Source organism: Variovorax soli, assembly GCF_031454625.1.
GTDB classification, from domain to species: domain Bacteria; phylum Pseudomonadota; class Gammaproteobacteria; order Burkholderiales; family Burkholderiaceae_C; genus Variovorax; species Variovorax soli_A.
The window spans coordinates 216,275-239,602 of sequence record NZ_JAVDRF010000001.1; the positions used below are offsets into that span (position 1 = coordinate 216,275).

Annotated in this window: 25 protein-coding genes; 13 read left to right on the forward strand and 12 right to left on the reverse strand. The window is 66.3% G+C overall.

Annotation, left to right across the window (positions count from 1 at the left end; genetic code table 11):
* Positions 1-53: 53 nt before the first annotated feature.
* Together boxC and J2739_RS01085 are read right to left on the reverse strand one after the other, a co-directional pair.
* Positions 54-1,724 (reverse strand): 2,3-epoxybenzoyl-CoA dihydrolase, encoded by a 1,671-nt coding sequence (boxC, locus tag J2739_RS01080; protein WP_309897851.1) that lies wholly within the window; start codon positions 1,722-1,724, stop codon positions 54-56.
* A 161-nt stretch (positions 1,725-1,885) separates the two neighbouring features.
* Positions 1,886-2,812, reverse strand: a complete 927-nt coding sequence (locus J2739_RS01085; RefSeq protein WP_309897852.1) for a helix-turn-helix transcriptional regulator — start codon at positions 2,810-2,812, stop codon at positions 1,886-1,888.
* A 170-nt stretch (positions 2,813-2,982) separates the two neighbouring features.
* Between J2739_RS01085 and J2739_RS01090 the strand changes: the two genes are divergently transcribed.
* From J2739_RS01090 to J2739_RS01130, 9 genes are all read left to right on the forward strand, one after another.
* Positions 2,983-3,450: a 4-hydroxylaminobenzoate lyase gene (locus tag J2739_RS01090; RefSeq protein WP_309897853.1), complete on the forward strand. Its 468-nt coding sequence runs from the start codon at positions 2,983-2,985 to the stop codon at positions 3,448-3,450.
* A gap of 13 nt (positions 3,451-3,463) precedes the next feature.
* Positions 3,464-5,023 carry a 3,4-dehydroadipyl-CoA semialdehyde dehydrogenase gene (locus J2739_RS01095; protein WP_309897854.1) on the forward strand — a complete coding sequence of 520 codons (1,560 nt, stop codon included), beginning with the start codon at positions 3,464-3,466 and terminating at the stop codon, positions 5,021-5,023.
* Positions 5,024-5,054: 31 nt separating this feature from the next.
* Positions 5,055-6,656, forward strand: a complete 1,602-nt coding sequence (locus J2739_RS01100) for a benzoate-CoA ligase family protein (protein WP_309897855.1) — start codon at positions 5,055-5,057, stop codon at positions 6,654-6,656.
* A gap of 28 nt (positions 6,657-6,684) precedes the next feature.
* Positions 6,685-7,485, forward strand: a complete 801-nt coding sequence (locus J2739_RS01105; protein WP_309897856.1) for an alpha/beta fold hydrolase — start codon at positions 6,685-6,687, stop codon at positions 7,483-7,485.
* Positions 7,482-8,651 (forward strand): ABC transporter substrate-binding protein, encoded by a 1,170-nt coding sequence (locus J2739_RS01110; RefSeq protein WP_309897857.1) that lies wholly within the window; start codon positions 7,482-7,484, stop codon positions 8,649-8,651. Before J2739_RS01105 ends, J2739_RS01110 begins: the two co-directional genes overlap by 4 nt.
* A 48-nt stretch (positions 8,652-8,699) precedes the next feature.
* A complete protein-coding gene (locus tag J2739_RS01115; RefSeq protein ID WP_309897858.1) occupies positions 8,700-9,572 on the forward strand; it encodes a branched-chain amino acid ABC transporter permease in 873 nt (290 codons plus the stop codon).
* Positions 9,569-10,525, forward strand: coding sequence for a branched-chain amino acid ABC transporter permease (locus tag J2739_RS01120; protein WP_309897859.1), 957 nt, complete (start codon positions 9,569-9,571; stop codon positions 10,523-10,525). The genes J2739_RS01115 and J2739_RS01120 overlap by 4 nt, the downstream gene beginning before the upstream one ends.
* On the forward strand, positions 10,522-11,274 hold the full coding sequence (locus J2739_RS01125; protein WP_309897860.1) for an ABC transporter ATP-binding protein: 753 nt from the start codon (positions 10,522-10,524) through the stop codon (positions 11,272-11,274). The genes J2739_RS01120 and J2739_RS01125 overlap by 4 nt, the downstream gene beginning before the upstream one ends.
* Before the next feature lie 88 nt (positions 11,275-11,362).
* The gene (locus J2739_RS01130; RefSeq protein ID WP_309897861.1) at positions 11,363-12,064 is read left to right on the forward strand and encodes an ABC transporter ATP-binding protein; all 702 of its coding nucleotides are present in this window, start codon (positions 11,363-11,365) and stop codon (positions 12,062-12,064) included.
* Positions 12,065-12,163: 99 nt separating this feature from the next.
* Here the strand turns inward: J2739_RS01130 and J2739_RS01135 are convergent, their stop codons facing one another.
* Together J2739_RS01135 and J2739_RS01140 are read right to left on the reverse strand one after the other, a co-directional pair.
* Positions 12,164-12,616: a cupin domain-containing protein gene (locus J2739_RS01135; protein ID WP_309897862.1), complete on the reverse strand. Its 453-nt coding sequence runs from the start codon at positions 12,614-12,616 to the stop codon at positions 12,164-12,166.
* A gap of 10 nt (positions 12,617-12,626) precedes the next feature.
* Positions 12,627-13,025, reverse strand: a complete 399-nt coding sequence (locus J2739_RS01140) for a tautomerase family protein (protein WP_309897863.1) — start codon at positions 13,023-13,025, stop codon at positions 12,627-12,629.
* Between the two features lie 141 nt (positions 13,026-13,166).
* Between J2739_RS01140 and J2739_RS01145 the strand changes: the two genes are divergently transcribed.
* Both J2739_RS01145 and J2739_RS01150 read left to right on the forward strand, forming a co-directional pair.
* On the forward strand, positions 13,167-14,087 hold the full coding sequence (locus tag J2739_RS01145; RefSeq protein ID WP_309897864.1) for a LysR family transcriptional regulator: 921 nt from the start codon (positions 13,167-13,169) through the stop codon (positions 14,085-14,087).
* A 418-nt stretch (positions 14,088-14,505) separates the two neighbouring features.
* A complete protein-coding gene (locus J2739_RS01150) occupies positions 14,506-15,666 on the forward strand; it encodes an IS30 family transposase (RefSeq protein ID WP_309897865.1) in 1,161 nt (386 codons plus the stop codon).
* A 152-nt stretch (positions 15,667-15,818) separates the two neighbouring features.
* On the opposite strand, the gene dfrB is transcribed toward J2739_RS01150, so the two are convergent.
* The 5 genes from dfrB to J2739_RS01175 form a co-directional block, all read right to left on the reverse strand.
* Entirely contained in the window at positions 15,819-16,055 is a 237-nt protein-coding gene (gene dfrB, locus J2739_RS01155; RefSeq protein ID WP_309897866.1) for a trimethoprim-resistant dihydrofolate reductase DfrB, read from the reverse strand.
* 260 nt (positions 16,056-16,315) lie between these two features.
* Positions 16,316-17,278 (reverse strand): hypothetical protein, encoded by a 963-nt coding sequence (locus J2739_RS01160; protein ID WP_309897867.1) that lies wholly within the window; start codon positions 17,276-17,278, stop codon positions 16,316-16,318.
* A gap of 39 nt (positions 17,279-17,317) precedes the next feature.
* Positions 17,318-17,809, reverse strand: coding sequence for a hypothetical protein (locus J2739_RS01165; RefSeq protein WP_309897868.1), 492 nt, complete (start codon positions 17,807-17,809; stop codon positions 17,318-17,320).
* Positions 17,810-17,988: 179 nt separating this feature from the next.
* Positions 17,989-18,261 carry a DUF6572 domain-containing protein gene (locus J2739_RS01170; protein WP_309897869.1) on the reverse strand — a complete coding sequence of 91 codons (273 nt, stop codon included), beginning with the start codon at positions 18,259-18,261 and terminating at the stop codon, positions 17,989-17,991.
* Positions 18,262-18,458: 197 nt separating this feature from the next.
* Positions 18,459-19,478 carry a methyltransferase gene (locus J2739_RS01175; RefSeq protein WP_309897870.1) on the reverse strand — a complete coding sequence of 340 codons (1,020 nt, stop codon included), beginning with the start codon at positions 19,476-19,478 and terminating at the stop codon, positions 18,459-18,461.
* 340 nt (positions 19,479-19,818) lie between these two features.
* On the opposite strand from J2739_RS01175, the gene J2739_RS01180 reads away from it, so the two are divergent.
* A complete protein-coding gene (locus J2739_RS01180) occupies positions 19,819-20,091 on the forward strand; it encodes a hypothetical protein (RefSeq protein ID WP_309897871.1) in 273 nt (90 codons plus the stop codon).
* Positions 20,092-20,155: 64 nt separating this feature from the next.
* On the opposite strand, the gene J2739_RS01185 is transcribed toward J2739_RS01180, so the two are convergent.
* Together J2739_RS01185 and J2739_RS01190 are read right to left on the reverse strand one after the other, a co-directional pair.
* Positions 20,156-21,481: a type II toxin-antitoxin system HipA family toxin gene (locus J2739_RS01185; protein WP_405053800.1), complete on the reverse strand. Its 1,326-nt coding sequence runs from the start codon at positions 21,479-21,481 to the stop codon at positions 20,156-20,158.
* Positions 21,475-21,831: a helix-turn-helix domain-containing protein gene (locus tag J2739_RS01190; RefSeq protein ID WP_309897873.1), complete on the reverse strand. Its 357-nt coding sequence runs from the start codon at positions 21,829-21,831 to the stop codon at positions 21,475-21,477. Before J2739_RS01190 ends, J2739_RS01185 begins: the two co-directional genes overlap by 7 nt.
* Positions 21,832-22,061: 230 nt before the next feature.
* Between J2739_RS01190 and J2739_RS01195 the strand changes: the two genes are divergently transcribed.
* Positions 22,062-22,598 (forward strand): SLATT domain-containing protein, encoded by a 537-nt coding sequence (locus J2739_RS01195; protein WP_309897874.1) that lies wholly within the window; start codon positions 22,062-22,064, stop codon positions 22,596-22,598.
* An 80-nt stretch (positions 22,599-22,678) separates the two neighbouring features.
* On the opposite strand, the gene J2739_RS01200 is transcribed toward J2739_RS01195, so the two are convergent.
* Positions 22,679-23,323: a redoxin domain-containing protein gene (locus J2739_RS01200; protein ID WP_309897875.1), complete on the reverse strand. Its 645-nt coding sequence runs from the start codon at positions 23,321-23,323 to the stop codon at positions 22,679-22,681.
* Positions 23,324-23,328: the final 5 nt, after the last annotated feature.

Below are 23,328 nucleotides of genomic sequence, written 5' to 3' on the forward strand. Positions count from 1 at the left end.
CCTTTATCGGGTGGGGTCGGGAACTGAAGGCGCCTTGCGCGGGGTGGTCTGGGTCATACGCGGTTCAGGTCGAAGCCGGCCTTCTGGCCGGTGCCGTAGACCTTCAGCGCACCCTTCTCGCCGACGGCGTTGGGGCGGTTGAAGATCCAGTTCTGCCAGGCGGTGAGCCGGCCGAAGATGCGGGTGAGCATGTTCTCCTGGCTGGCGAAGCGCAGGTTGGCCTCCAGTCCGGTGAGGGCATCGGGCGACATGGCGGCGCGCTCCTCGATGGCGATGCGGATCTCGTCGTCCCAGTCGATGTCGTCGGGCGCGGCGGTGACCAGGCCAAGCTTGAGCGCCCGGTCGGCGTCGAGCGGCTTGCCGGCGGCGGCACGGGCGGCCTCCAGCGGCGCGGCCTCTTCGTAGAAGCGGCGCTGCAGGCGGCTCTGGTCGTTGACCATCGGGAAGAAGCCGAAGTTGAACTCGTCGAGCACCAGCTTGGGCGCGCGCTCGGGCTCGTCGGGCAGCGCGAGCATGTAGGCGCGGTCGGCGGCGAAGGCCAGCTCGGCCAGGGTGCCGGCGAAGCAGGAGCCGGGCTCGATCAGCGCGAACAGGCTGCGCGAGGAGACGTCCAGGCGCGCCAGCGTGCGGCGCAGCGCGCCGATGGTTTCGCGCACCAGCCAGTGGTCCTGGTGGGCGAGCAAGGTCCGGTCGCTGGCGAGCACGGCCTCGGCGTCGCCCTCGGTCTTGAGCAGCCAGGTGCCGATCTCCAGCTCGTTGGTGCGCAGGTTGAGGATCGCATCGTCGAGCTGGCGCACCATCGCCAGCGGCCACCAGGCGGCGCCCGCGGCCTCGATGCCGGCGACGTCGGTGGGCTGCACGCCGCTCGGGGCCTTGACGGTGAGCGTGGCGGTGCGGCGGGCGCGATCGATCTCGACCGTGACGAATTCATAGCGGATGCTGTCCGGCCCGTCCTCCCGCTCCAGGCGGGTGAGACTCACGCCCTTGGCGCCGGCCGGGCGGTGGCTGCCCTCGGCCAGCCTGGCGGCGCGCTCCTGCACGGCAGCGCCGAACTGCGCAGGCTTGGCGATCGCATCGACCAGGCGCCATTCGACCGCTCGCTGGCCGCGCACGCCCTCGACGCTGGTGCAGAAGATGTCGGCCAGGTCATGGCGCACATGGCGCTTGTCGGTGACGCGGGTCAGGCCGCCGGTGCCGGGCAGCACGCCCAGCAGCGGCACCTCGGGCAGCGAGACGGAGGAGGAGCGGTCGTCCACCAGCAGGATCTCGTCGCAGGCCAGGGCCAGCTCGTAGCCGCCGCCGGCGCAGGCGCCGTTGACGGCGGCGATGAACTTGAGGCCCGAGTGCTTCGAAGAGTCCTCGATGCCGTTGCGCGTTTCGTTGGTGAACTTGCAGAAGTTCACCTTCCAGGCATGGCTGGAGACACCCAGCATGAAGATGTTGGCGCCGGAGCAGAAGATGCGGTCCTTGTCGCTGGTGACGATCACCGAGCGCACTTCCGGATGCTCGAAGCGCACGCGGTTGAGCGCGTCGTTCAACTCGATGTCCACCCCCAGGTCGTAGCTGTTGAGCTTGAGCTTGTAGCCGGGCCGGATGCCACCGTCTTCGGCGATGTCCAGCGACAGCCGGGCGACGGGGCCCTCGACGCTGAGCTTCCAGTGGCGGTATTGGGTCGGGTCGGTGCGGTAGTCGACGCGGGCGGGATGGGCAGCGGTCTCGGTCATGTCGCGGTCTCCTGGGTGCCTGTGGGGGTCAATGAATAATAGTGCACTTGGCTAAGGCCATAACATGCATCATGGTGCATGTTTGAAGACGAGTCAAGCCGTTGACCGATTTTTTACAAAAAAGGGACGGAGGCCAGAACGCAGAGCGCGCGAGCTCGCCTTCAGCCCCGGCTCATCGCCTCCCGCACGGTCGTCCGCAGCGCTTGGAAGCTCTGCGCCAGATCGCAGCCGCTCGTGTCCACACTGAGGTCGGCCTTGGAATAGAAGGCAGCGCGGCCCGCGAGGATGCGCCGCAGGTCGTCCATGGCCTCCTTGCTGGCGGCCATGGGGCGCGTATCGCCCTGGGCGGCGACGCGGCCCATGTGCTCCTCGGGCGCGGCCTGCAGCCAGACGGTGGTGCAGTGCGCGAGCAGCTCGTTGAAGGTGGCGGGGTCGGAGACGATGCCGCCGGGGGTGGCGATGACCACCTCGGCGTAGATCTGCACCGTCTCCTCGAGGGCGCGGCGCTCGTAGCGGCGGTAGGCGTTGGTGCCGTAGAGGTCGTGGATCTCGCGCACGCTGCAGCCGGCCATCTTCTCGATCTCGCGGCTCAGCTCGATGAAGGGCACGTCGAGGTCGTCCGCCAGCATCTGCCCCAGGGTGGACTTGCCGGCGCCGCGCAGGCCCACCAGCGCGATGCGGCGATGCCGCGCCGGGTCGCCGGCGGCGGTGCCCAGCAGCTCGCCCAGGGCAATGCGGGCGCGGCGCAGGTCGGCTTCGCCGCGGCGCTCGAGCAACTCGCGGATCAGCAGCCACTCCGGGCTGCTGGTCGTGACGTCGCCCACCAGCTCGGCCAGCGAACAGTGCAGCGCGGTGGCTACCTGCTGCAGCACCAGGATGGAGGCGTTGCCGATGCCGTACTCGAGGTTCGCCAGGTGGCGCTCGGAGACCTCGGCCGCCTGCGCCACGGCCTTGCGCGTGAGTCCGCGGCGCGCGCGCAGGTTGCGCACGCGCTCGCCCAGCGCCACCAGCAGCGGGTTCTTGGCTTCCTCGGCCGGCAAGGCCGGATCGGCGGGTGCGTTCAGCACCGCGTCGGCTCGCTCATTCATCTCGCTTCGTCCTCTCCTTGTCCTTCCCGTCTACGGGTAAACACCATAGATGCACTATATTGCTTGACACCTTTTGTGTCGGTGCTTATGGTTCATGGACAGGCAAGATACTGCACACTTCGATTTGCCGCAAGTTCGTTCTTCTTCACCCCATGCATGAGCGCACCACGATGTCCAAGGAATCCTTCCACCAGATCGTCGCCGACGTGACCTCCCAGATCGCCGGCCGCCCGCTCGATGGCGAGCTCGACCGCTGGCTCAACACCGTGCACGGCGTCGGCAGCGAAAGCTACGAACGCCTGAAGCAGGCCTGCATCGACGGCGTGGCCGAAGGCTGGCTGTGCGAGCGCGAGGGCGGCGGCATCAAGTATGGCCGCGTGTTCAAGGCCGAGGACGCGTTGCACCGCTTCTCCGTGGACGTGGTGGACATGAAGGACATCGAGGGCCCCCACCACACGCATCCGAACGGCGAGGTCGACCTGATCATGCCGCTGGAAGGCAATGCCACTTTCGACGGCCGGCCGGCCGGCTGGTGCGTCTATCCGCCGGGATCGGCGCACCACCCCACGGTCGCCCAAGGCCGCGCGCTCGTGCTCTACCTGCTGCCCGAAGGCCAGATCCAATTCACGAAGACTTGAACCGAGACACCCCATGACCGAACTTCTCTCCAACTACGTCGCCGGCCGCTGGCAGGCCGGCAGCAGCGCCGGAACGCCGCTCTTCGATCCGGTGCTGGGCACCGAGCTGGCCCGCGTCGACGCGACCGGGCTGGACCTGGCCGAGGCCTTCGGCTTCGCGCGGGAGAGCGGCGGCGCGGCCCTGCGCGCCCTCACCTACAAGCAGCGCGCGGCCCTGCTCGCGGCGGTGGTCAAGGTGCTGCAAGCCAACCGCGACGCCTATTACGAGATCGCCACCGCCAACTCCGGGACGGTGAAGAACGACTCGGCGGTCGACATCGACGGCGCGATCTTCACGCTCGGCCAGTACGCCAAGTGGGGCGATGCGCTGGGCGACGTGCACGCGCTGCGCGACGGCGATGCGGTCAAGCTGGGCAAGGAGCCCGTGTTCCAGTCGCAGCATCTGCAGGTGCCCACGCGCGGCGTGGCGCTCTTCATCAACGCCTTCAACTTCCCGTCGTGGGGCCTGTGGGAGAAGGCTGCGCCCGCGCTGCTCTCGGGCGTGCCGGTGATCGTGAAGCCGGCCACGGCGACCGCCTGGCTCACGCAGCGGATGGTGCGCGACGTGGTCGAGGCCGGCGTGCTGCCGGCCGGAGCCCTGTCGGTGATCTGCGGCAGCTCGAACGGGCTGATGGACCAGCTGCGTGGCTTCGACGTGGTCTCCTTCACCGGCTCGGCCGATACCGGCGCGGTGATCCGCTCGCACGCCGCGGTCGCGCAGCGCTCGGTGCGCGTGAACATCGAGGCGGACAGCCTCAACTCGGCGCTGCTGCTGCCCGACGCCACGGCCGACAGCGAGCCCTTCAAGCTGCTGGTGCGCGAAGTGGTCCGCGAGATGACGGTCAAAGCGGGCCAGAAGTGCACCGCGATCCGCCGCATCCTGGTGCCGGCCGCCCTTTACGACGCGGCGGCCGATGCGATCGGCGCCAAGCTCGAAGGCATCACGGTCGGCAACCCGCGCAACGAGAGCGTGCGCATGGGCTCGCTGGTGAGCCGGGCGCAGCTGAACGCGGTGCGCGAAGGCCTGGAAGAACTCAAGGCCCAGGCCGGCGTGCTGCATGACGGCAGCCGCGCGCCCCTGGTCGATGCCGACCCTGCGGTGGCCGCGTGCATCGCCCCGGTGCTGCTGGGGGCGCGCGATGCCGATGCAGCGCAGCGAGTGCACGACGTGGAGGTCTTCGGCCCGGTCGCCACCCTGCTGCCCTACCGCGACCTCGACCACGCGATCGCGCTCGCGCACCGCGGCCAGGGCTCGCTGGTGACATCGCTCTACGGCGCCGACGATGCCGCGCTGGGCCGGGCCTCGGTGCAGTTGGCCGCCAGCCATGGCCGCGTGCACGTGATCACGCCCGAGGTCGGGCAAGCCCACACGGGCCACGGCAACGTGATGCCGCAGTCGCTGCACGGCGGCCCCGGCCGCGCGGGCGGCGGTGCCGAGCTGGGCGGCCTGCGCGCGCTCGACTTCTACCACCGCCGCGCTGCGGTGCAGGCCAGCCCGGGCGTGCTGGCGCAGCTGGGCCTGGCGCAGGCCTGAGCAAGAACACGACATCCGAAGCGAGAACACGATGAGCCTGCCCGCACGATTCAATTTCGCCGAACACCTGTTCGCCCTCAACCGCGGCCGCGCGCAGAAGATCGCCTATATCGACGACCGCGGCACCCTGTCCTACGGGCAGCTGGAGGATCGCGCGCGCCGGCTCGCGGCGGCCCTGCGCGCCGCGGGCGTGGAGCGCGAAGACCGCGTGCTGCTGCTGATGCTCGACACCAGCGACTGGCCGGTGAGCTTTCTCGGCTGCCTTTACGCCGGCATCGTGCCGGTGGCCGTCAACACGCTGCTGACCTCGGACGACTATGCCTACATGCTCGCCAACAGCGGCGCCAAGGCGGCGCTGGTGTCCGGCTCGCTGCTGCCGGTGCTGCAGGACGCGCAGCGCAAGGCCTCGAGCGCGTTCAAGGCGCTTCTCGTCTCCCAGCCTGCCGGCCCGCTGCCCGAGGGCGCGCAGGAATTCGAAGCCGCACTGGCAGCCTGCGCGCCCCTGGAGGAACCCGCCGCGACGTCGCCGCAGGACCATGCCTTCTGGCTCTATTCGTCCGGCTCCACCGGCAAGCCCAAGGGCACGGTGCACACGCACGGCAATCCGTGGTGGACCGCCGAGCTCTACGGCAAGCCGGTGCTCGGGCTGACCGAGAACGACGTCTGCTTCTCCGCCGCCAAGCTCTACTTCGCCTACGGCCTGGGCAATGCGCTGACCTTCCCGCTCTCGGTGGGCGCCACCGTGCTGCTGATGGCCGAGCGGCCGACGCCCGATGCGACCTTCAAGCGCTGGACCGGCGAATTGCCCGGCCACCAAGGCGCTGCGTCATCGGCGCAGGGCGCCCCGGCGCCGATCAAGCCGACCGTCTTCTTCGGAGCGCCGACGGGCTTCGCCGGCATGCTGGCGTCGCCCAAGCTGCCTGCGCGCGAGGCGGTGTCGCTGCGCATGTGCTCTTCCGCCGGCGAGGCGCTGCCGGGCGAGCTCGCCCAGCGCTTCAAGCAGCATTTCGGCTGCGAGATCATCGACGGCATCGGGTCCACCGAGATGCTGCACATCTTCCTGTCCAACCGGCCCGGCGACATCCGCTACGGCACCACCGGCCGCCCGGTCGACGGCTACGTGATCGAGCTGCGCGGCGAGGACGGCCAGCCCGTCGGTGTCGGCGAGGTGGGCGACCTCTATATCAAGGGGCCCAGCACCGCGGTGATGTACTGGGGCAATCCCGAAAAGAGCGCCGAGACCTTCCGCGAAGGCTGGACCAAGAGCGGCGACAAGTACTCGCGCGACCCCGACGGCTACTACACCTACGCCGGCCGCAGCGACGACATGCTCAAGGTCAGCGGCATCTACGTCTCGCCCTTCGAGGTCGAGGCCACGCTGATGCAGCACCCGGCCGTGCTCGAGGCCGCGGTGATCGGCAAGGAAGATGCCGACGGGCTGGTCAAGACCAAGGCCTACGTGGTGCGCAAGGCCGGGCAGGACGTGAGCGACGAGGCGCTCAAGGCCTTCGTGAAGGAGCGCCTAGCGCCCTACAAGTACCCGCGCTTCATCGAGTTCGTGGAAGAGCTGCCGAAAACGGCCACGGGGAAGATCCAGCGCTTTCGCCTGCGCGAGCGGGAGCAGAAGGCGTGAGGCGCGGTTCCGACACCCGCCTGAAGCCATGAGCGCCACCACCTTCGCCACCCTCACGTGGCGCGAGCGCAAGGTGCGCATCGAACATCAATGGATCGCGCCCGAACGCACCGGCGCTCCGCTGGTCGTCTTCCTGCACGAAGGCCTGGGCTCGATCGCGATGTGGAAGGACTTCCCCCGGCAGCTGTGCGACGCCGGCGGCTTTCGCGGCCTGGTCTTCTCGCGCCCCGGCTATGGCCGCTCCACGCCGCGCGGCCCTGAGGAGACCTGGGACGTCGACTTCATGCACCGCCAGGCGCACGAGGTGCTGCCCGCCTTCTTCGAGGCCATCGGCCTCGACGAAAAACCCTGGCTCTTCGGCCACAGCGACGGCGGCTCGATCTCGCTGCTGTACGCGGGGCGCTTTCCCGATCGCGTGGCCGGGCTGGTGGTGCTCGCGCCGCACATCTTCGTCGAGGACGTGACGGTGGCCAACATCGAGCAGGCCCGCCTGGCCTACCTCGAGACCGACCTGCCGAAGAAGCTCGGCCGCTACCACGACGACGTGGATTCGGCCTTCTGGGGCTGGAACCGCATCTGGCTGCATCCGCCCTTCAAGCAATGGAACATCGAGGCCGAGCTCGACACCATCCGCTGCCCGGTGCTTGCCATCCAGGGCATCGACGACGAGTACGGCACACTCGCGCAGATTCGCGGCATCGCCGAGCGCGTGCCCGGCACCGCACTGGTGGAACTCCCCGACTGCGGGCATTCCCCGCATCGCGACCAGCCCGAAAAAGCGATAGTTGCGACCGTTTCATTCATCAACGAAGACAGGAGATCTCCATGACCCCCCGCACCGCCGCACGCAGCACGCTCACCGCCCTGGCGCTGGCCTGCATCGCCACGCTGGGCCACGCGCAACAAGGCAAGCTCAAGGTCGGCCTGATGCTGCCCTTCAGCGGCACCTACGCCGCGCTCGGCGTGGCCATCGAGAACGGCTTCAAGCTCAACGTCGAGGAGCATGGCGGCAAGCTGGGCGGCCGGGAGATCGAGTACGTCAAGGTCGACGACGAGTCCGACCCGGCCAAGGCCACCGACAACGTCAACAAGCTCATCAAGCGCGACAACGTCGACGTGATCGTCGGCACCGTGCACTCGGGCGTCGCGATGGCGATGGCCAAGGCCGCGAAGGAAAGCGGCACCGTGCTGATCGTGCCCAATGCCGGCGCCGACGCCGTGACCGGCCCGATGTGCGCGCCCAACATTTTCCGCAGCTCCTTCTCCAACTGGCAGCCGGCCTACGCCATGGGCGAGGTCGCGGCCAAGCAGGGCAAGAAGACCGCGATGACCATCACCTGGAAGTACGCGGCCGGCGACGAGTCGGTGGCCGGCTTCAAGGAAGGCTTCGAGAAGGGCGGCGGCAAGGTGCTGAAGCAGCTCACCGTGCCCTTCCCCAACGTGGAGTTCCAGGCACTGCTGACCGAGATCGCGGCGGCCAAGCCCGATGCGGTGTATTCCTTCTTTGCGGGCGGCGGCGCGGTCAAGTTCGTCAAGGACTATGCGGCCGCGGGTCTCAACAAGACCATCCCGCTCTACGGCCCCGGCTTCCTGACCGACGGCACGCTCGACGCGCAGGGCGACGCGGCCCAGGGCATGCTGACCACGCTGCACTATGCCGACGGCCTCAACACGCCGCGCGACAACAAGTTCCGCACCGAGTACGCCAAGATGTTCAAGCTGCAGCCCGACGTGTATGCGGTGCAGGGCTACGACGCGGCGCAGATGCTGGCCATCGGCCTCGACGCCACCAAGGGCGACATCACGAAGAAGGCCGAGTTCGCCTCCGCCATCGAGAAGGCGAAGATCGACAGCCCGCGCGGCACCTTCACGGTCGGCAAGTCGCACAACCCGGTGCAGGACATCTACCTGCGCAAGGTCGACGGCAAGGAGAACAAGGTCGTGAACGTGGCCGTGAAGGGCCTGGCCGATCCGGCACGCGGCTGCAGGATGTGACCGGCCTCCCGCACCGACTGACTGACTGACTGAAAGTGACAACCTGCCGTGGACTTCGGTACCTTCCTCGTCCAGTGCCTGAACTCGGTTCAGTACGGGCTTCTCCTGTTCCTGGTGGCCTCGGGACTGACGCTGATCTTCGGGATCATGGGCGTGATCAACCTGGCCCACGGCAGCTTCTACATGGTCGGCGCCTACATGGCGTTCGCGCTCTCGCCGCTCTTCGGTAACCAGTTCATCGTCATGCTGCTGGCGGGCGTGGTGCTCACCGCGCTCTTCGGCTACGTGCTGGAGTGGGCCTTCTTCAGCTACCTCTACCAGCGCGATCACCTGCAGCAGGTGCTGATGACCTACGGGCTCATCCTCGTCTTCGAGGAACTGCGCTCGATCCTGGTGGGCAACGACGTGCACGGCGTGCCGGTGCCGCCGTGGCTCGACGGCAGCTTCGCGCTGGGCAGCCTGATGAGCTATCCGTGGTATCGGCTCTTCGCCTCGGCCGCCTGCATCGTGCTCGCGATCGGCCTGTACTACGTGGTCAACCGCACGCGGCTCGGCATGATGATCCGCGCCGGCGCCAGCAACCGCGACATGGTGCGCGGCCTGGGCATCGACATCCGCCGGCTCTACCGCATCGTGTTCGCGGCCGGCGTCGCGCTGGCCGCGCTGGCCGGCATGATCGCAGCGCCCATGTCCTCCGTGTATCCGAACATGGGCGCGAGCGTGCTGATCATCTGCTTCGTGGTGGTGGTGATCGGCGGCATCGGCTCCATCACCGGCGCGCTGGTGGCCTCGCTGCTGGTGGGCTTCGTCGACACCTTCGGCAAGGTGTTCTTCGCCGAGCTGAGCGGCATCGGCGTGTATGTGCTGATGGCGATCATCCTGATCTGGCGTCCCGAGGGCCTGATGGGGCGCAAGACATGAAGCGCTTTTCCCACTACCTCCCGCTGGTCTGCGCGATCGCGCTCGCGTTCATCGGTCCTTTCCTCGGGCCGTACCTGGGCGACCTCGTGGTCAAGGTGATGATCCTCGCGATCTTCGCGCTCAGCCTGGAGCTGCTGGTCGGCATGACCGGGCTGGTGAGCCTGGGCCACGCGGCCTTCTACGGCATCGGCGCCTACGCCACGGTGCTGGGCTCGGGCAAGGAGGGCGGCTCCATCGCGGTACTGCTTCCCCTGGCCATGGGCTGCGCGGCCGCCTATGCGCTGGTGACAGGCGCGCTGAGCCTGCGCACGCGCGGCGTGTACTTCATCATGGTCACGCTGGCGTTTGCGCAGATGGCCTTCTTCGTCTTCCACGACACTGCGCTCGGCGGCGGCAGCGACGGCATCTACCTGTACATCCGCCCGGTGCTGGGCGCGCTCGACATGGAAAGCAGCAAGGTGCAGTTCTACTTCGTGCTGGGCGCGCTGGTCTTCACCTACGGCGTGCTCGCGCTGATCCGCCGCTCACGCTTCGGCGCCGCGCTGGCGGGCATCCGCGTCAACGAGCAGCGCATGCGCGCGGCGGGCTTCCCGGTGTACGGCTACAAGCTGGCGGCCTTCGTCATCGCAGGCGCGCTCGCGGGGCTCGCGGGCTTTCTGCTGGCCTCGCGCGACGGCGTGGTCAACCCCGAGCTCCTGGCTTGGCACAACTCGGGCGAGGTGTTGCTGATGATCATCCTCGGCGGCCTGGGCCATTTGCGCGGCGCGGTGATCGGCGCGGTGGCCTTCACGCTGCTGAAGGAACTGCTCTCCACCCACGCCATCGTCGGCCCGCTGGCCGACCACTGGCAGCTCACCCTGGGCCTGGCCATCATCGCCTTCGTCGCGCTGCTGCCCAAGGGCATCGTCGGCCTGCGGCTGCGCGTGGCGCCGAAGAAGGAGGCCACGGCATGAGCAGCCAAGCGCTTCTGTCGGTCGACACGCTGACGCGCCGCTTCGGCGGCCTCGTCGCCGTCAACAAGGTCACGCTGGACCTGCACCTGGGCGAGGTGCATGCGGTGATCGGCACCAACGGCGCGGGCAAGTCCACGCTGATCAACATGCTCTCCGGCGAGATCGATGCCTCCGAGGGCCGCATCACGCTGGACGGCCAGGACATCACGAAGCGCGCGCAGTTCCGCCGCGCGCTCGCCGGCGTGGGCCGCAGCTATCAGCGCACCACCATCTTTCCGGAGTTCACGGTGCTGGAGAACTGCCGCCTCGCGGCGCAGGCCGCGGCGCCGAAGCCGTGGGCCTTCTGGCAGGCGTCGACGCGCTGCGAGTACAGCAACGCCGCCGCGTGCGAGGCGCTCGACGCCGCGGGCCTCTCGGCCGTGGCTGCCCGCGTCGCCGGCACCTTGAGCCACGGTGCCAAGCGCCAGCTCGAGGTCGCGATGTGCCTGGCCACCAAGCCGCGCGTGCTGCTGCTCGACGAACCGCTGGCCGGCATGGGCGCGGAAGAAACCGAGCGCATGCTGGGCCTGCTCGCCAGCTTGAAGACCAGCCACGCGATCCTGCTGGTGGAGCACGACATGGATGCCGTGTTCCGCATCGCCGACCGCATCACCGTGATGGTCAACGGCACCGTCATCGCGAGCGGCGACCCGGCCTCGATCCGCGTGAACCCCGAAGTGCGCACGGCCTACCTGGGCGAGGACCACTGAATGAATAGCCCCCACGCTCATCACTTCGTGTATCGCTGCCCCCCGAGGGGGCACTCATCGCCCTACGGGCGGCCGGGCGGGCGCTGACATGCTCCAGATCGAAAGCCTCAACACCTACTACGGCGACAGCCACATCCTGCGCGGCGTGGATGTGACGTTGCCCACCGCCACTTCAGTCGGCCTGCTGGGGCGCAACGGCATGGGCAAGACCACGCTGATCCGATCGCTGATGGGCTACGTGCGGCCGGCCTCCGGGCGGGTGAAGATGGACGGCCAGGACGTGACCGGCTGGGCGCCGGAGAAGATGGCGCGGCACGGCATCGGCTATGTGCCCGAGGGGCGCGGGATTTTTCCGAACCTGTCGGTGCGGGAGAACCTCGTCATGAGCGCGCGGGCGGGCGTCGATGGGAAGCGGACGTGGACCTTCGATCGCGTCATGCACACCTTCCCGCGCCTGACGGAGCGGCTTTCGCATGGCGGGCAGCAGCTGTCGGGTGGGGAGCAGCAGATGCTTTCGATCGGGCGGGCGTTGATGACGAATCCGCGCCTGTTGATTCTCGATGAGGCGACCGAAGGGCTGGCACCGCTGATCGTGGCGGAGATCTGGCGGGTGATCGGGGAGATCCGCGCCACCGGCATTGCCACGCTGATCGTCGATCGGGACTGGCGCAAGGTGCTGGGGAATACCGAGCAGGCGGTGGTGATGGAGAAGGGGCGGATCGTGCGGCAGGGGCCTTCGGCGGGGCTGCTGGCGGAGCCGAAGGTGCTGGAGGAGTTGTTGGGGGTCTGAGGGTCGCGTCCGCCTTCACCAGGTGCCCGGCGACCCAGCCTCACCCCGGCCGCGCCACCATTGCGTCCGAGTGCGTGCCGGTGCTCGCGGCGAGCCCCTTCAAACCAGCTCGTGCGGTCGACGGCCAATGGCCGCACAGTGCCTGTGGTAGTCGGCGATGCGATCGGCCGTGTCGATCCGCTGCAGCACGCTGTGATGCGCGCCGAGGTACTCGACGCTGCCTTTGACGACCACGTGCACGAGCAACCGCTCCTTGCCGGTGGCTTCCCACCAGTCGACATTGCCGGCGGGTTCGTACACATAGTCGCCGGCGCGCAGTACCCGCCCATCGTTCAGGCGGCGTTCGCCCGCGAGGTTCAGCGCATGGACTTCTCCGGTGTGCCGGTGCAGGCCCACGCGCACGCCGGGGTCGAGCCGCATCAGCTCAACCCAGCCCGCGCCGGCGGGCAGGAACTGAAGCGGCAGCGACCACTTGCCCTCACCTTCGGGGATCCAGGCATCCAGTCCCGCGCGGCGCATCGCCGAGGCGACGACGAGGTTGGCGAATTCCATGGCCGTCTCCTCAAAGGCTCGGGTGCTGGTGGCGGTATTCCTGCGTCTTGCCGCCGTAGCCATAGGCGGCGGCCCGCACGTCGTGCACATACACATAGCTTTCGTGGTGCAGCGGGCCCAGCAGGGCGGCAAAGGCCTCGAACGCTTCGGCCACGTAGCGCGCCTTCTCGGCCTTGGTATTGGTTTCGTCGACCACCTTGACGTCGAAGTAGAAGCTGGCCAGCTTCTGTTCGGCCAAGGACTTGCCGGCGACAAACCAGTCGCGCGGATCGACGTAGTCGATCACCACGGCGGTCAGGTCGCGCCGCTTGCCGAGCACGCGGCTGGTCAGGTCGAGCAGCATTTCGTTGATGCGTTCAGAAAGCTCCGTCGTGCGCGACGCGCTGACCTTGACATTGAGGATGGGCATGGCTGTTTCCTTCGCTTGTTAGTTGGTTGGTGCAATGACTGTAGGCAGCCCGGCCGCGTCCGGAAATCGTCGCTCGCCATAATCGGTTTTGCTCGCCAAGCAAAGGCAGACGCGAAGCACCCCAGAGCAAAGGATCTTTCCATGCGACCTTTCCTGCCCGACCCTGCGGACCTGCGCTGGCTGGTGCGCTCGCTCGACCTGCGATCGTTCTCGGCAGCGGCCCGGGAGATGGACGTGGCGGTCTCCGTCGTCTCGCGGGGTGTCGACCGCCTCGAAAGCGGCTTCGGCATCACGCTGCTGCGCCGCTCCACGCACGGCTTGTCGGCAACGCCCGAGGGCGCCGAGCTGGTGCAGGAAGCGCGTGAACTCCTGGGCCGCCTCGAAGAGATGGCGACGTCCTTCGACAAGCAACGCCACCGTGTGGCCGGCGCCGTGCGGCTGGCGTCGAGCCAGGAGATCTGCGAGCAACTCATCGTGCCGCAGCTGGCCGCACTGCGCGAGCGACATCCGGCCCTGCGTATCGAACTCGTAGCCGATGACCGCGTCGTGGACCTGGTGACCGACGGCATCGACGTGGCACTGCGCACGACGGTGGGCAGCAGCGATGCCGTCGTCGCCCGCGAATTGGGTTCGTTCGAGCGGCGCCTGTACGCGTCGCCGGACTACCTGCGCCGGTACGGCGTGCCGGCCGAGCCCGCGGACCTGCACCGGCACCAGACGGTGACGCATACCGCGCAGGGACCGGCCGTGACGTGGGCGTTCCGCCATGCCGGGCGCAAGCTGGAGATCACCGTCAGATCGCAGCTGGCCGCCAACAGCTCGGCCCTGCTTCACCGCGCGCTCGTGGCCGGCGCCGGCATCGGGGTGCTGTCACGGCCCTTGGCTGCAGCGGATGCGGCGGACGGCAAGCTGGTCGAAGTCCTGGCGCCCTTCGCTCCGCGGGCGACATACACGATGTACGCCGTTTCCTTGCCGAGCCGGCGCAACGCTTCGCGCGTGCGGGCGGTAACCAGCTTTTTGCAGGAAGCTGCGCGGAAGTCCTGGGGGTTGGCACCGGCCTGAGTGCACCCGCGTGCAAGGCGGGGCTGGCGGCCTTTCGCAAGGATGAATCAGCTCGGCTTCAGCTTGGCTGCGCCATGGCGGCAGCCTTGTGTCGGAGCTGCGCGAACGCTACAGCCCGACACCGCTCCAGGTTGGCGTGTCGGGAGAGCCGGGGAAGAAGGAGTTGCGTCGCATCGGCCCTGCCCTGTCCGCAGCATGTCCTCCTCTTCTTCTTTGCGAAGAGCGCGATTCGATCGCAAAGGGTTTTTGTGACTGCTGGCGCAAGATGGCATTTTGATGAGCAAGCGACGCGCGTGTACCAGAAGAAGCGCTTGGGCTTGGCACGTGCGTCGATATTGAATGGCCGCTGCAGACTGCGGATTCAACCGGTCGATGCAAAACACACTGATGACTGCTATAGGCAGAAGGAGTGTTGCAGATGGCGTACCGGACGCGAACCTACTACACAGACAGCCAGAAGGCACTGATGTGGGAGCGATGGAGGCAGGGATGGACGCTCCATCAGATCGCTCAGCTGTTCAATCGGGCCCACACGTCGGTACAGGGAATTCTGTCCCGTACGGGCGGCATTCGGCCGCCGGAGCGAACCCGTTCCCCGGTGGCATTGACACTGGCTGAGCGCGAGGAGATCTCGCGTGCCCTGGTGGCTGGCTTCTCGATTCGCGCGATCGCGGTGATCCTTGGGCGAGCTCCCTCCACCATCAGTCGCGAGATCAAACGCAATGGTGGTCCGGGATGCTATCGGGCGACCCAGGCCGACCAGGCAGCCTGGGAACGAGCCCATCGGCCCAAGCGCTGCAAACTGGCTGAGAACCGGTTCTTGGTGCGCATCGTCACGGAGAAGCTTCGACTGCAATGGTCACCGGAGCAGATTGCGGGGTGGCTCAAACACACTTACCCTTGCGATGAGACCTGCCACGTGTCACACGAGACCATCTACCGCAGCCTGTTCATTCAAGCCCGCGGGGCCTTGAAGAAGGAGCTGCTGCAGCACCTGAGACGAACGCGAGGCATGCGCCGCTCGCGCCATCACACGCAAAAGACAGACGCCCACGGAAGAATCCTCGACGCCGTTTCGATCAGCGAGCGCCCGGCCACGGTTGAAGACCGCGCAGTCCCTGGTCACTGGGAAGGCGACTTGCTGTTCGGAAGCTCCAACAGCCAGATCGCCACGCTGGTTGAGCGTCAGACACGCTACGTGATGCTTGTGAAGGTGACCGGCAAGGACACGGAGACGGTCGTCAACGCGCTGGTCAAGAACGCTCGCAAGCTGCCGCAGGAGCTGTACAGATCGCTGACCTGGGACCGAGGTAAAGAAATGGCGGGCCACCAGCAGTTCACCTTGGCGACAGATATCAAGGTCTATTTCTGCGACCCTCAGAACCCGTGGCAACGTGGAACCAACGAGAATACGAACGGGCTGCTGAGGCAGTACCTCCCCAAGGGCATCGACGTCTCGACCTACTCACAGGCCAAGCTCAATGCCCTGGCGCGGAGGTTGAACGAGCGACCCAGAAAGACCCTCGACTTCCAGACACCGGCTGAGATGTTCAGCCAGATCGTTGCATCGACCGGTTGAATCCGCAACTGATCTCCGACGTTCAGCGTAACCGCCCGACCGGCAGTTCTGGGCCCATAGCGGGCGCTGGCCCGTACCCTGAAGCAGTCGTTCAACGTTCGAGATAAGAGGCGGCGCCCGGCTTGCCGGGCGACGTCCTCTCGATTGAGGGGTTAGGCCACGCGTTCAAGCGCAGCCACAGGATAGATTTGTACTGAGCCTGGGTGAGACTCGGACTCGACGGCATAGCCTTCAGGGGTCAGTTTTGTGCAGTACCAACCGACAACTTGACCCTGCCAAGCGGCGCCAGATTTCTTGCGTACGCGATCTCCCAAGCCAAATGTGGCGCGCAATGGGAGCGCAAACTGGCCAGCAACTGGAGAACTGACTTCATTACTACGTTGATCCATACCTAACCTTTCTTGTGAATGTCATGAGGGGATCTGGCTGGCCCATGGATGGGGTTCTTATTTGAACTGGAGTGTCTTGTCGTTCGTCTGCTTCTGGCCGGGTCCGGCCTGACGGTTCGGCTGATTGTGCCTCGGCATCGGGCGCGTTTCAGTCTTTCGAGCCATCCGATACCAGACCTTCAACGCTTGACCTTAGCTGCGCGCTCAGGCGTCCCTGGAAGAATGGGCTCAAGCGCATCGTGACCGGCAATCCACTTTTGTCACTTCTGCGTCGCGTTGACATGTACTGAAGCGTATGCGGACGAGGCGGATCTCCAGTCCGATCGACCGTTAATGAGCAACGTAGCCTTGACGATTCGCCCACCGAGATCGACCTCTGCAATATCGGCCCACCGAGTCTCTAACGGGAGTGGCAAACGCACATATCCCTGTGCAATGTGCTCACCATCGAAAGTCAGCAGATCAAAGTACAGATCCGATGCATAAACCCCCGAGGCGACGAGGATCCGCTCTGAACCGCAGGCGACGAGTTGTAAGGGATTGCGTGGCAGAAACTCAAAGCTTGGCCCACGTATCGTGCTGCTGTGGGGCCGACGCTCAATCCGGAGCGTTTCGGGGCATCGTTTCGGCGTCACCTGTGCTGGATAGGGTGAAGACTCAGGGGACTTTGCAAGTTCAACTTTGGCCACTGCCGGCTGATAGTCGGCGGCTCCCCAAGGTCGGCCGGGCGCCTGCGGCGAACTAAGAACTTTGCGAACAAATTTGACTGCATGGTCTCCGGTCCAACCTGTGCCATCTTCGATGGCGTGAGAAACTAGGCCACGACGTGCAAGCTCTTCTCCGGTGCCCTTGTCCAGAATTTGAAGCAGCGAAGACTTTGCATATCCGCGCTCATCCTTAGACAGTGCCGTTTCACGAACCAAAAATTTTGCTGGCGAGTTCGTGATTGGCCGTATCACCACACTTCCACCTCCGACGGAGCGGTAAAGCTTGCCCCGATACGTGAAATAGCCGTAGTTGGCCTTGGCGGCGTAACCGAGGTCAAACAACCCGAACTCCGCTCGCGCGGCGGAGTCATCGAACACCAAGTCGAAGCCCTCGACGCCGCTCGCGGTTCTTTCAATCCTGGGGGCCACCGACACTTCTCGGCACGAGCAGAGGATCGCAGCTGTCAGCAGCACAACCATCCGGACAACGGCGCCCGGCGAGATGAGGCGATTCATACGTTCGTTCTGAAAGTCCGGAGTTGGCCGGAAGCCGAGCTAGGTCGATGCGTGTGCGTTCGCCCATCCCTTCGTGCTTCTGTGCGTGCCGAGCCCCACGGTGTCAAACTCGTCCTTCCCATCGTCGGCTTGGACGCCAATCGCGCGCAGCGCTTGGCTAATTGGCGTGTTGGGCCATGCCAGCATATTGTCTTCGTTGTCGCTCAGCGCGAATACGATTCCCGACCCTTTCCAAACAAGCGCGTCTTGGCCCCCCGTTCCACCGAAAAACTCAGTGGAGATGAACGCAACAGGACCTTCCTCTGACAACTGAGCAGCGAGGGCGGCAACGCCAGGTGCCATGCTTTCCAAAAGTGGGGGCGAAACATGCACCAGCTCAGGGTGAGCGTCGGCCAATTCCTGGGTAAAGGCGTCCGTGATGGGCAACAGCGCAAGGCCCTGCACCAGTGGACATACGACGGCGGACGTGAAGCGAGCGGCTACCACCTCCAGAGGCTTCTTCAACGCGATGAGTGCTTTTACGTCGTGCATCTTGTTCTGGGCGACTGTAGCAAGGGAGAGACCGCCGGCAGGGAAGTGGGGAAGGAAAACTAAAGGGTCGTGACGAACTTCCGCTCCGGGCCGACTGTAGCCACTGAACCGCTACGCGGAATCATCAGCGCAGCCGCCCGTGGATGGACCTTGACGCAACGATGCGCCGTAGTTTGCTGTCACAGCCTCGGCCCGCTCCAGGAAGCGCGCTGCGTCCTCAGTGGGGCGAGACTTTGTGTACACATCGATGACCAACGGCCGACCTTGGCGCTTGGGTACGAGACATAGATTTCACCGGATTCGATGAAGCCAAGGTATACGTTGATTTTGTCCTGCAGGAGGCGAAGGTGTTCGGTGTCCCAAGGCAGGTGGTCGATGATGCTCAGCCGAACCTCGCCGGTCTCCGTGTCGGTCCCGACGGCGTCAACGATTGAGGTGTTCTCGACAGTCATTGGAAGGTTCGAAGGAAGGTCCGGTTGTGGCCGACTACGGTAGTACGCGAGCATAGGCCCGAGGTCGGCAACCGCTGCGCGGCCGCCTTTGGTGACAGAGGCAACCGAGCAGACCGTACTCGACGGCGCGAAGTCGACTATCGCGATGGGGCCCACGGCCATCTTGGAAGCGCGCGACAGAGTCAGCTCCCAGCTCTTCAGCGCGGCAGCGCCTCGATCACCGACACCGGCGATCCGGTGGCGATGACGCGCTGGCGCGTGAAGCCTGAGCGCTCGAACAGCTCGTCGAACTCGGGAATCGTGCGCTCCCGCGCGGTGCCGAACATGGCCATCATCTGCATATCGACCAAGTAGCCGGCCGGGCGGCCGCGCGCCGGATCGGGCTCGATGATCTGTTCCACCACCAGCAGCCGAGCATCGCTCGCCATTGCCGCACGGCAGTTGCGCAGGATCTGCACGCACTCGGTGTCGGGCCAGTTGTGCAGGACCCGGACAATCAGGTAGATGTCCCCACCTTCGGGTACACGCTCGAAGAAGCTGCCACCTTCGAAGTCGATGCGCCCGTCTGCCAGTGCCTGCGGCGCGATGGCGGCCACCACGTCCTCGCGGTCGAACACCACGCCGCGCGCCGCCGGAAAGCGCGCCAGGATGTGGTGCAGCGCCTCGCCGTTTCCCGCGCCCACGTCGACGATGCGCTTCGCCGTCGAGAAATCGAAGCTCGCGGCGATCGCCTCGTGTCGCCGGTCAGGAAAATTTGCCATGAAGGCGTCGAAGCCGCGCGCTTCGTCGGCATGCTCGCGCAGGTATTGGAAGCGCCCGGTGCTCCATGCCGCCTCGTGCGGCACGCCGCCGGTCAAGGCGACGTCGAGCATGCCCCAGGCCTTCCATGAGCCGGGTGCGCTCCAGAACCGCGCGCCGTAGTGCAGGCTGTTGGGTGCATCGGTGCGCAACCAAAGGGAGCGCGGCGAGTGCCAGACACTCCCGTCCATGTCGAGCCGGAACACGCCGAAGGCCGCCAGCGCGCGCAGCACTCGCAGTAGCGGCGTGGCAAGCACCGCGCAGTCAGCGGCGAGTTCGCTCACGGTGCGGCTGCCGTCACGGGGGATCTTGTCCGCCAAACCCAAGTCGGCCACGAGGCGCAGCATCCGTGAGACCTGGAACCCTCTGATCAGGAGGTCCAGTGCTTCCCGATCGCCTTCGACTTCGTCGTTCGTCATGGCAACACCCCCGCTTCGTTTGGCGAGGCCGAATCTTGAATCAACTCGCGGGAAAAGTCATGCTCGCCATTGAGTGTGAAAACTCCAAGAAGAACGATGGCCTGCCTGCTTGAAGGGGCGCTCGAATACGTCCGGTGCAGATCGTCCCGCTCTTTGCACGCGCGTTTGACGAAGCGGCTGGGCTCAAGGGCTGCAACTGCGGCAACGGCCAACAGACCACTATCAGCGTGCGCGAAGAGCTTGCAGTGAGAAAGCGATCCGGCCGTTGGTGATCAGGCGCAACAACAAATGAGCACTCTAGTCCGTGGACTTATCGTCATCCCTTGGCGACGATCGCCCCGTGAAAAATGCCTCCTCGGAAATACCTCGATCGCGCATCTGCGAGAAACGCACCGAGCACACCCTGCTCCGTCGCATCGCCAGCGAACCTCTCCCTTGTGTTTTGACGGGCGACGAAAACCTGCTCGCCGTCAGCAAGCTGTTTCAAGCAGGCTACGTAGACGCAGTGGTGCGTCTCGTCCTCGATCCGCTGGGCGGCGTTCCACAAATCGGCGTGGTCGTCAGCGAGATCACCCCCTTGGGTTGCTTGCTGCTCCGAGGCACGCAACCGTAGCCACGCGCCGCAGCCCAGCCAGCGTCGACCGGCGTCAAGTTGCAGACTCGCCGACAGGCGAAGCTCAGCCAATCACTCCACTTTCAAACACCCGAACCTGCTTCCGCATGCCCGCCACCAGCCGCCTCCAAATCACCTGCGGAAACGAATTCGAAAGCCTCCCTTCCACCGCCTCGATCGCCGCCTCCACCTGCCCCACCATCCCCTGCATCGCCTCCCACACCCGCACCCCGCCGTTCCTCATCGCCAGCTCCTCCCAATGCCTCGCCTGGATGGTGTGAAGCGCATAGTGCGCATTCTTCGAGCGCATCGCCATCGCCAGCCCCGCACTCCGCCACCGAAACTGATTCGCGCCCTCCCCCACATAGGGCCAGACCGAGATCACGTCATACAGCGGCGTCATCGCATACACATCCCCCTGCCCCAGAAAGATCGAGTAGTTCTTGGCATGCCCATCGGTCGCAGCCAAGAGCCAGAAAGCCAGCTGCGTCAGCAGGAATGCCGCGCGATCGGTCTGCGCATCCGCGCTGCCAGCCAGCAGCTTCAGGCAGGCGTCCATGCCGTGGCCGCCGTCCTTCTCGTACTTCCTGGCGGGCGGGCAGCCCAGGGCCTGGCAGAAGTCTTCCTGCGGCAGGCGCGCGATCCACTGCTTGCCGTCCATCCACGCACGGTCGAAGCGCTCGACGATCAGCACCTTCTGGCCGTCGAACTCGGCCATCTCGGTGTTGGCCACGGGCAGGCCCAGCTCGCGCAGGAGTTGCGCACACAGCCATTCGTTCTCGATGGAGTCGGACAGGTCGATGCGCCGCGATCCGCCGACGAGGCCCAGCGGCAGCTTGAAGATGTGGGTGGTGGGTGTGGCGCCGTGCGGCCGGCACCAGCGGCCGCGGTGGCGGGTGAAGGCGGTCTTCTCCTGCGCGCCGGCGATGGCGATGCGGAACAGGTCCTCGTCGTCCGCGAACTGGCCCAAGGGGGTATCGGAGGGGACGGCCTGCAGCAGGGCGCGGATGTCCGCGTCGCGCAGGGCTTCGCAGTCGACGCGGTCCCATCCCTGCGGTGCCGTGCCCTCGGGCATCAGCTGCACCGCGCCGACGCAGTCGCGGCCGATGGCCTGGAGCAGCGCGAAGGCGCCGGCGTCGCGCGCGCCGAAGCGGCGGCGCAGGCGCTCGCGGATGCGGTCGTTGTCCGGCAGCAGGTTGTCGAAGTAGTTGGCGACCACCTGGCCGCGAATCTCTCGCGCGCCGGTGATGGGCAGCGACAGCGACAGCGAGCGGCGCTTCTCCGACTGCAGCCATTCGCTTGCATAAGTGAGGATGTGGGTGCCGCGCTCGACCTGCCAATGGCCGACGAGCTCGCCGTTCATCCAGATGCCGAGGGCGGCGCTCACCACGAGCCCTTCTTGGGCGGGATGATGAGGGGCGCAGGCTGAGTGTGAGTGGCGGCGCGTTTGAGGGGCGGCTTGCTGGCCGCGTGGGTTTTGGGTGCAGGCTCTTGGGCTACAACGGCGGAGGACGGTGCGCCCTGCGCGAGGTCACGCAGGACGAGGGTCGCGCCGAGTGCGGACAGGATCTGAACCAGCTGGTCGACGCTCACCAGGCCCGGCCTGGCCTCGATCTCCGCGATGCGCGCCTGGCCGAGGCCCAGGCGCTGCCCGAGCTGGGCCTGGGTCAGCCCCCTTTGCTTGCGCAAGGCGCGAAGGTGCGCCTTGAGCTGGTCCGTGAGTCGAATTGCGTAGTCCATGAGCGGCGGTGAATTTATCGGCCAAAGCCAATAATCCCACCTTATCGCTCAAAGGCGATATGTGCAATATATTGGCTGTGAGCGATAACGTGCGGCTCGCCCCTTTCGCACGTCCTGTTGCAACTCGCTCAGCGACCCTAGGCTTTTTGCCGATGGAGCCCGCCCCACCCCTGCTGCATCATCCCGCAGTCGCTTGACCTCTCGAAAGCCCTCTGCGAAAGGACCGCGCCATGTCAGCCGAGCCCACCGCAATCGTCCAGCAGCGCGAGCCGGGCTTCGAGCCCGGCGCTCACACGCCCCGCACGGCGCGGCGGGAGCACGCGGAGTCGCAGCTCGAGTTCGTGTACCGGCAGATCGACGCCACCTACAACAAGCGGCTCAGGCTCGCGACGTGGTACCGGCGCGTGAACTTCGGCTACCAGATGTCGGCGGCGGCGCTCTCTGCATTGATCACGGTGATCACGGGCTTCCAGACCGTGTCTTCGGATCGAAGCATGGTCGCGACGAACGTGGTGCTGATCGTGAGCGCGATCGTCACGATCATCACGCTGGCCGGAGGCTTCTACGCGCCGCGCGAGCTGTGGGTGGTCATCATGGGGCATTGCGGCAATCTCGAAGACCTCAAGGCGCGGCTGGAGTTCGAGGAACGCAGCCCCGACTTCGACGAGCGCAGGGACGAGATCGCCGACTGGGGCTTCAAGGAATACCAGAAGCTGATCGACGCGTACGAAGAAAAGTGGAAGGCGATCCGCGAGAAGGGCAAGTAGGCGCCGGGGTCACCGGCGCCTACATCACACCTGGCTGCGCGGCCTGCGCTGCCTGCGCCCGCCCGGCGCCGCAACGCGCGTCACGCGGCGCAAGCGCTGGCGGCCTGCAGGATCTCCTCCGTCGAGGGCATCTTGCCGAGGCCCGCCAGCCCCTCGGTCGCGCACTCCACATAGGCCCAGCGCACGACGCCCGTGCGGTCGATCATGAAGAGGCCCTTCAGCTGCGGCCATTGCCGCTCGACGTCGCCCTGGTCGGCCTGGGTGTACTGGTAGCCATCCATCTCATGCAGCACCTTGCCCGCCTGCGAGACAGGCAGCGGCTCGGGCAGGTCGCCGAAGGGGTTGATGCGCACCGTATCCAATGCCTCCAGCAGGGCCGGCGTGGGCTCCGGCTTCGGGAGGCCATAGGCGCGGTGGGTGGAGAGCTCGGGGTCGGCGGCCAGGGGCACTTTGGTGGGCCTGAACTTGAAGTACAGCCGCGCGTTCTCGGGTGCGGTGGCCACGACGGCGAGGCTGTCGACCCCCATGTCCTTGAGCCGCTCCTCGAAGGTGCCGAGCTGCGCCAGCTGCCGGCGGCAGAAGGGGCACCAGAGGCCCAGCATGAGGGAGAGGAAGAGCGGGCTGCGGCCGCGGTAATCGTCGAGCGAGATGATGCCGGAGCCAGCGACCGCCGGGAGGGCGAAGTTCGGCGCTGGCTCGCCGGGAGCGACGGGATGCATTGTCATGGTCA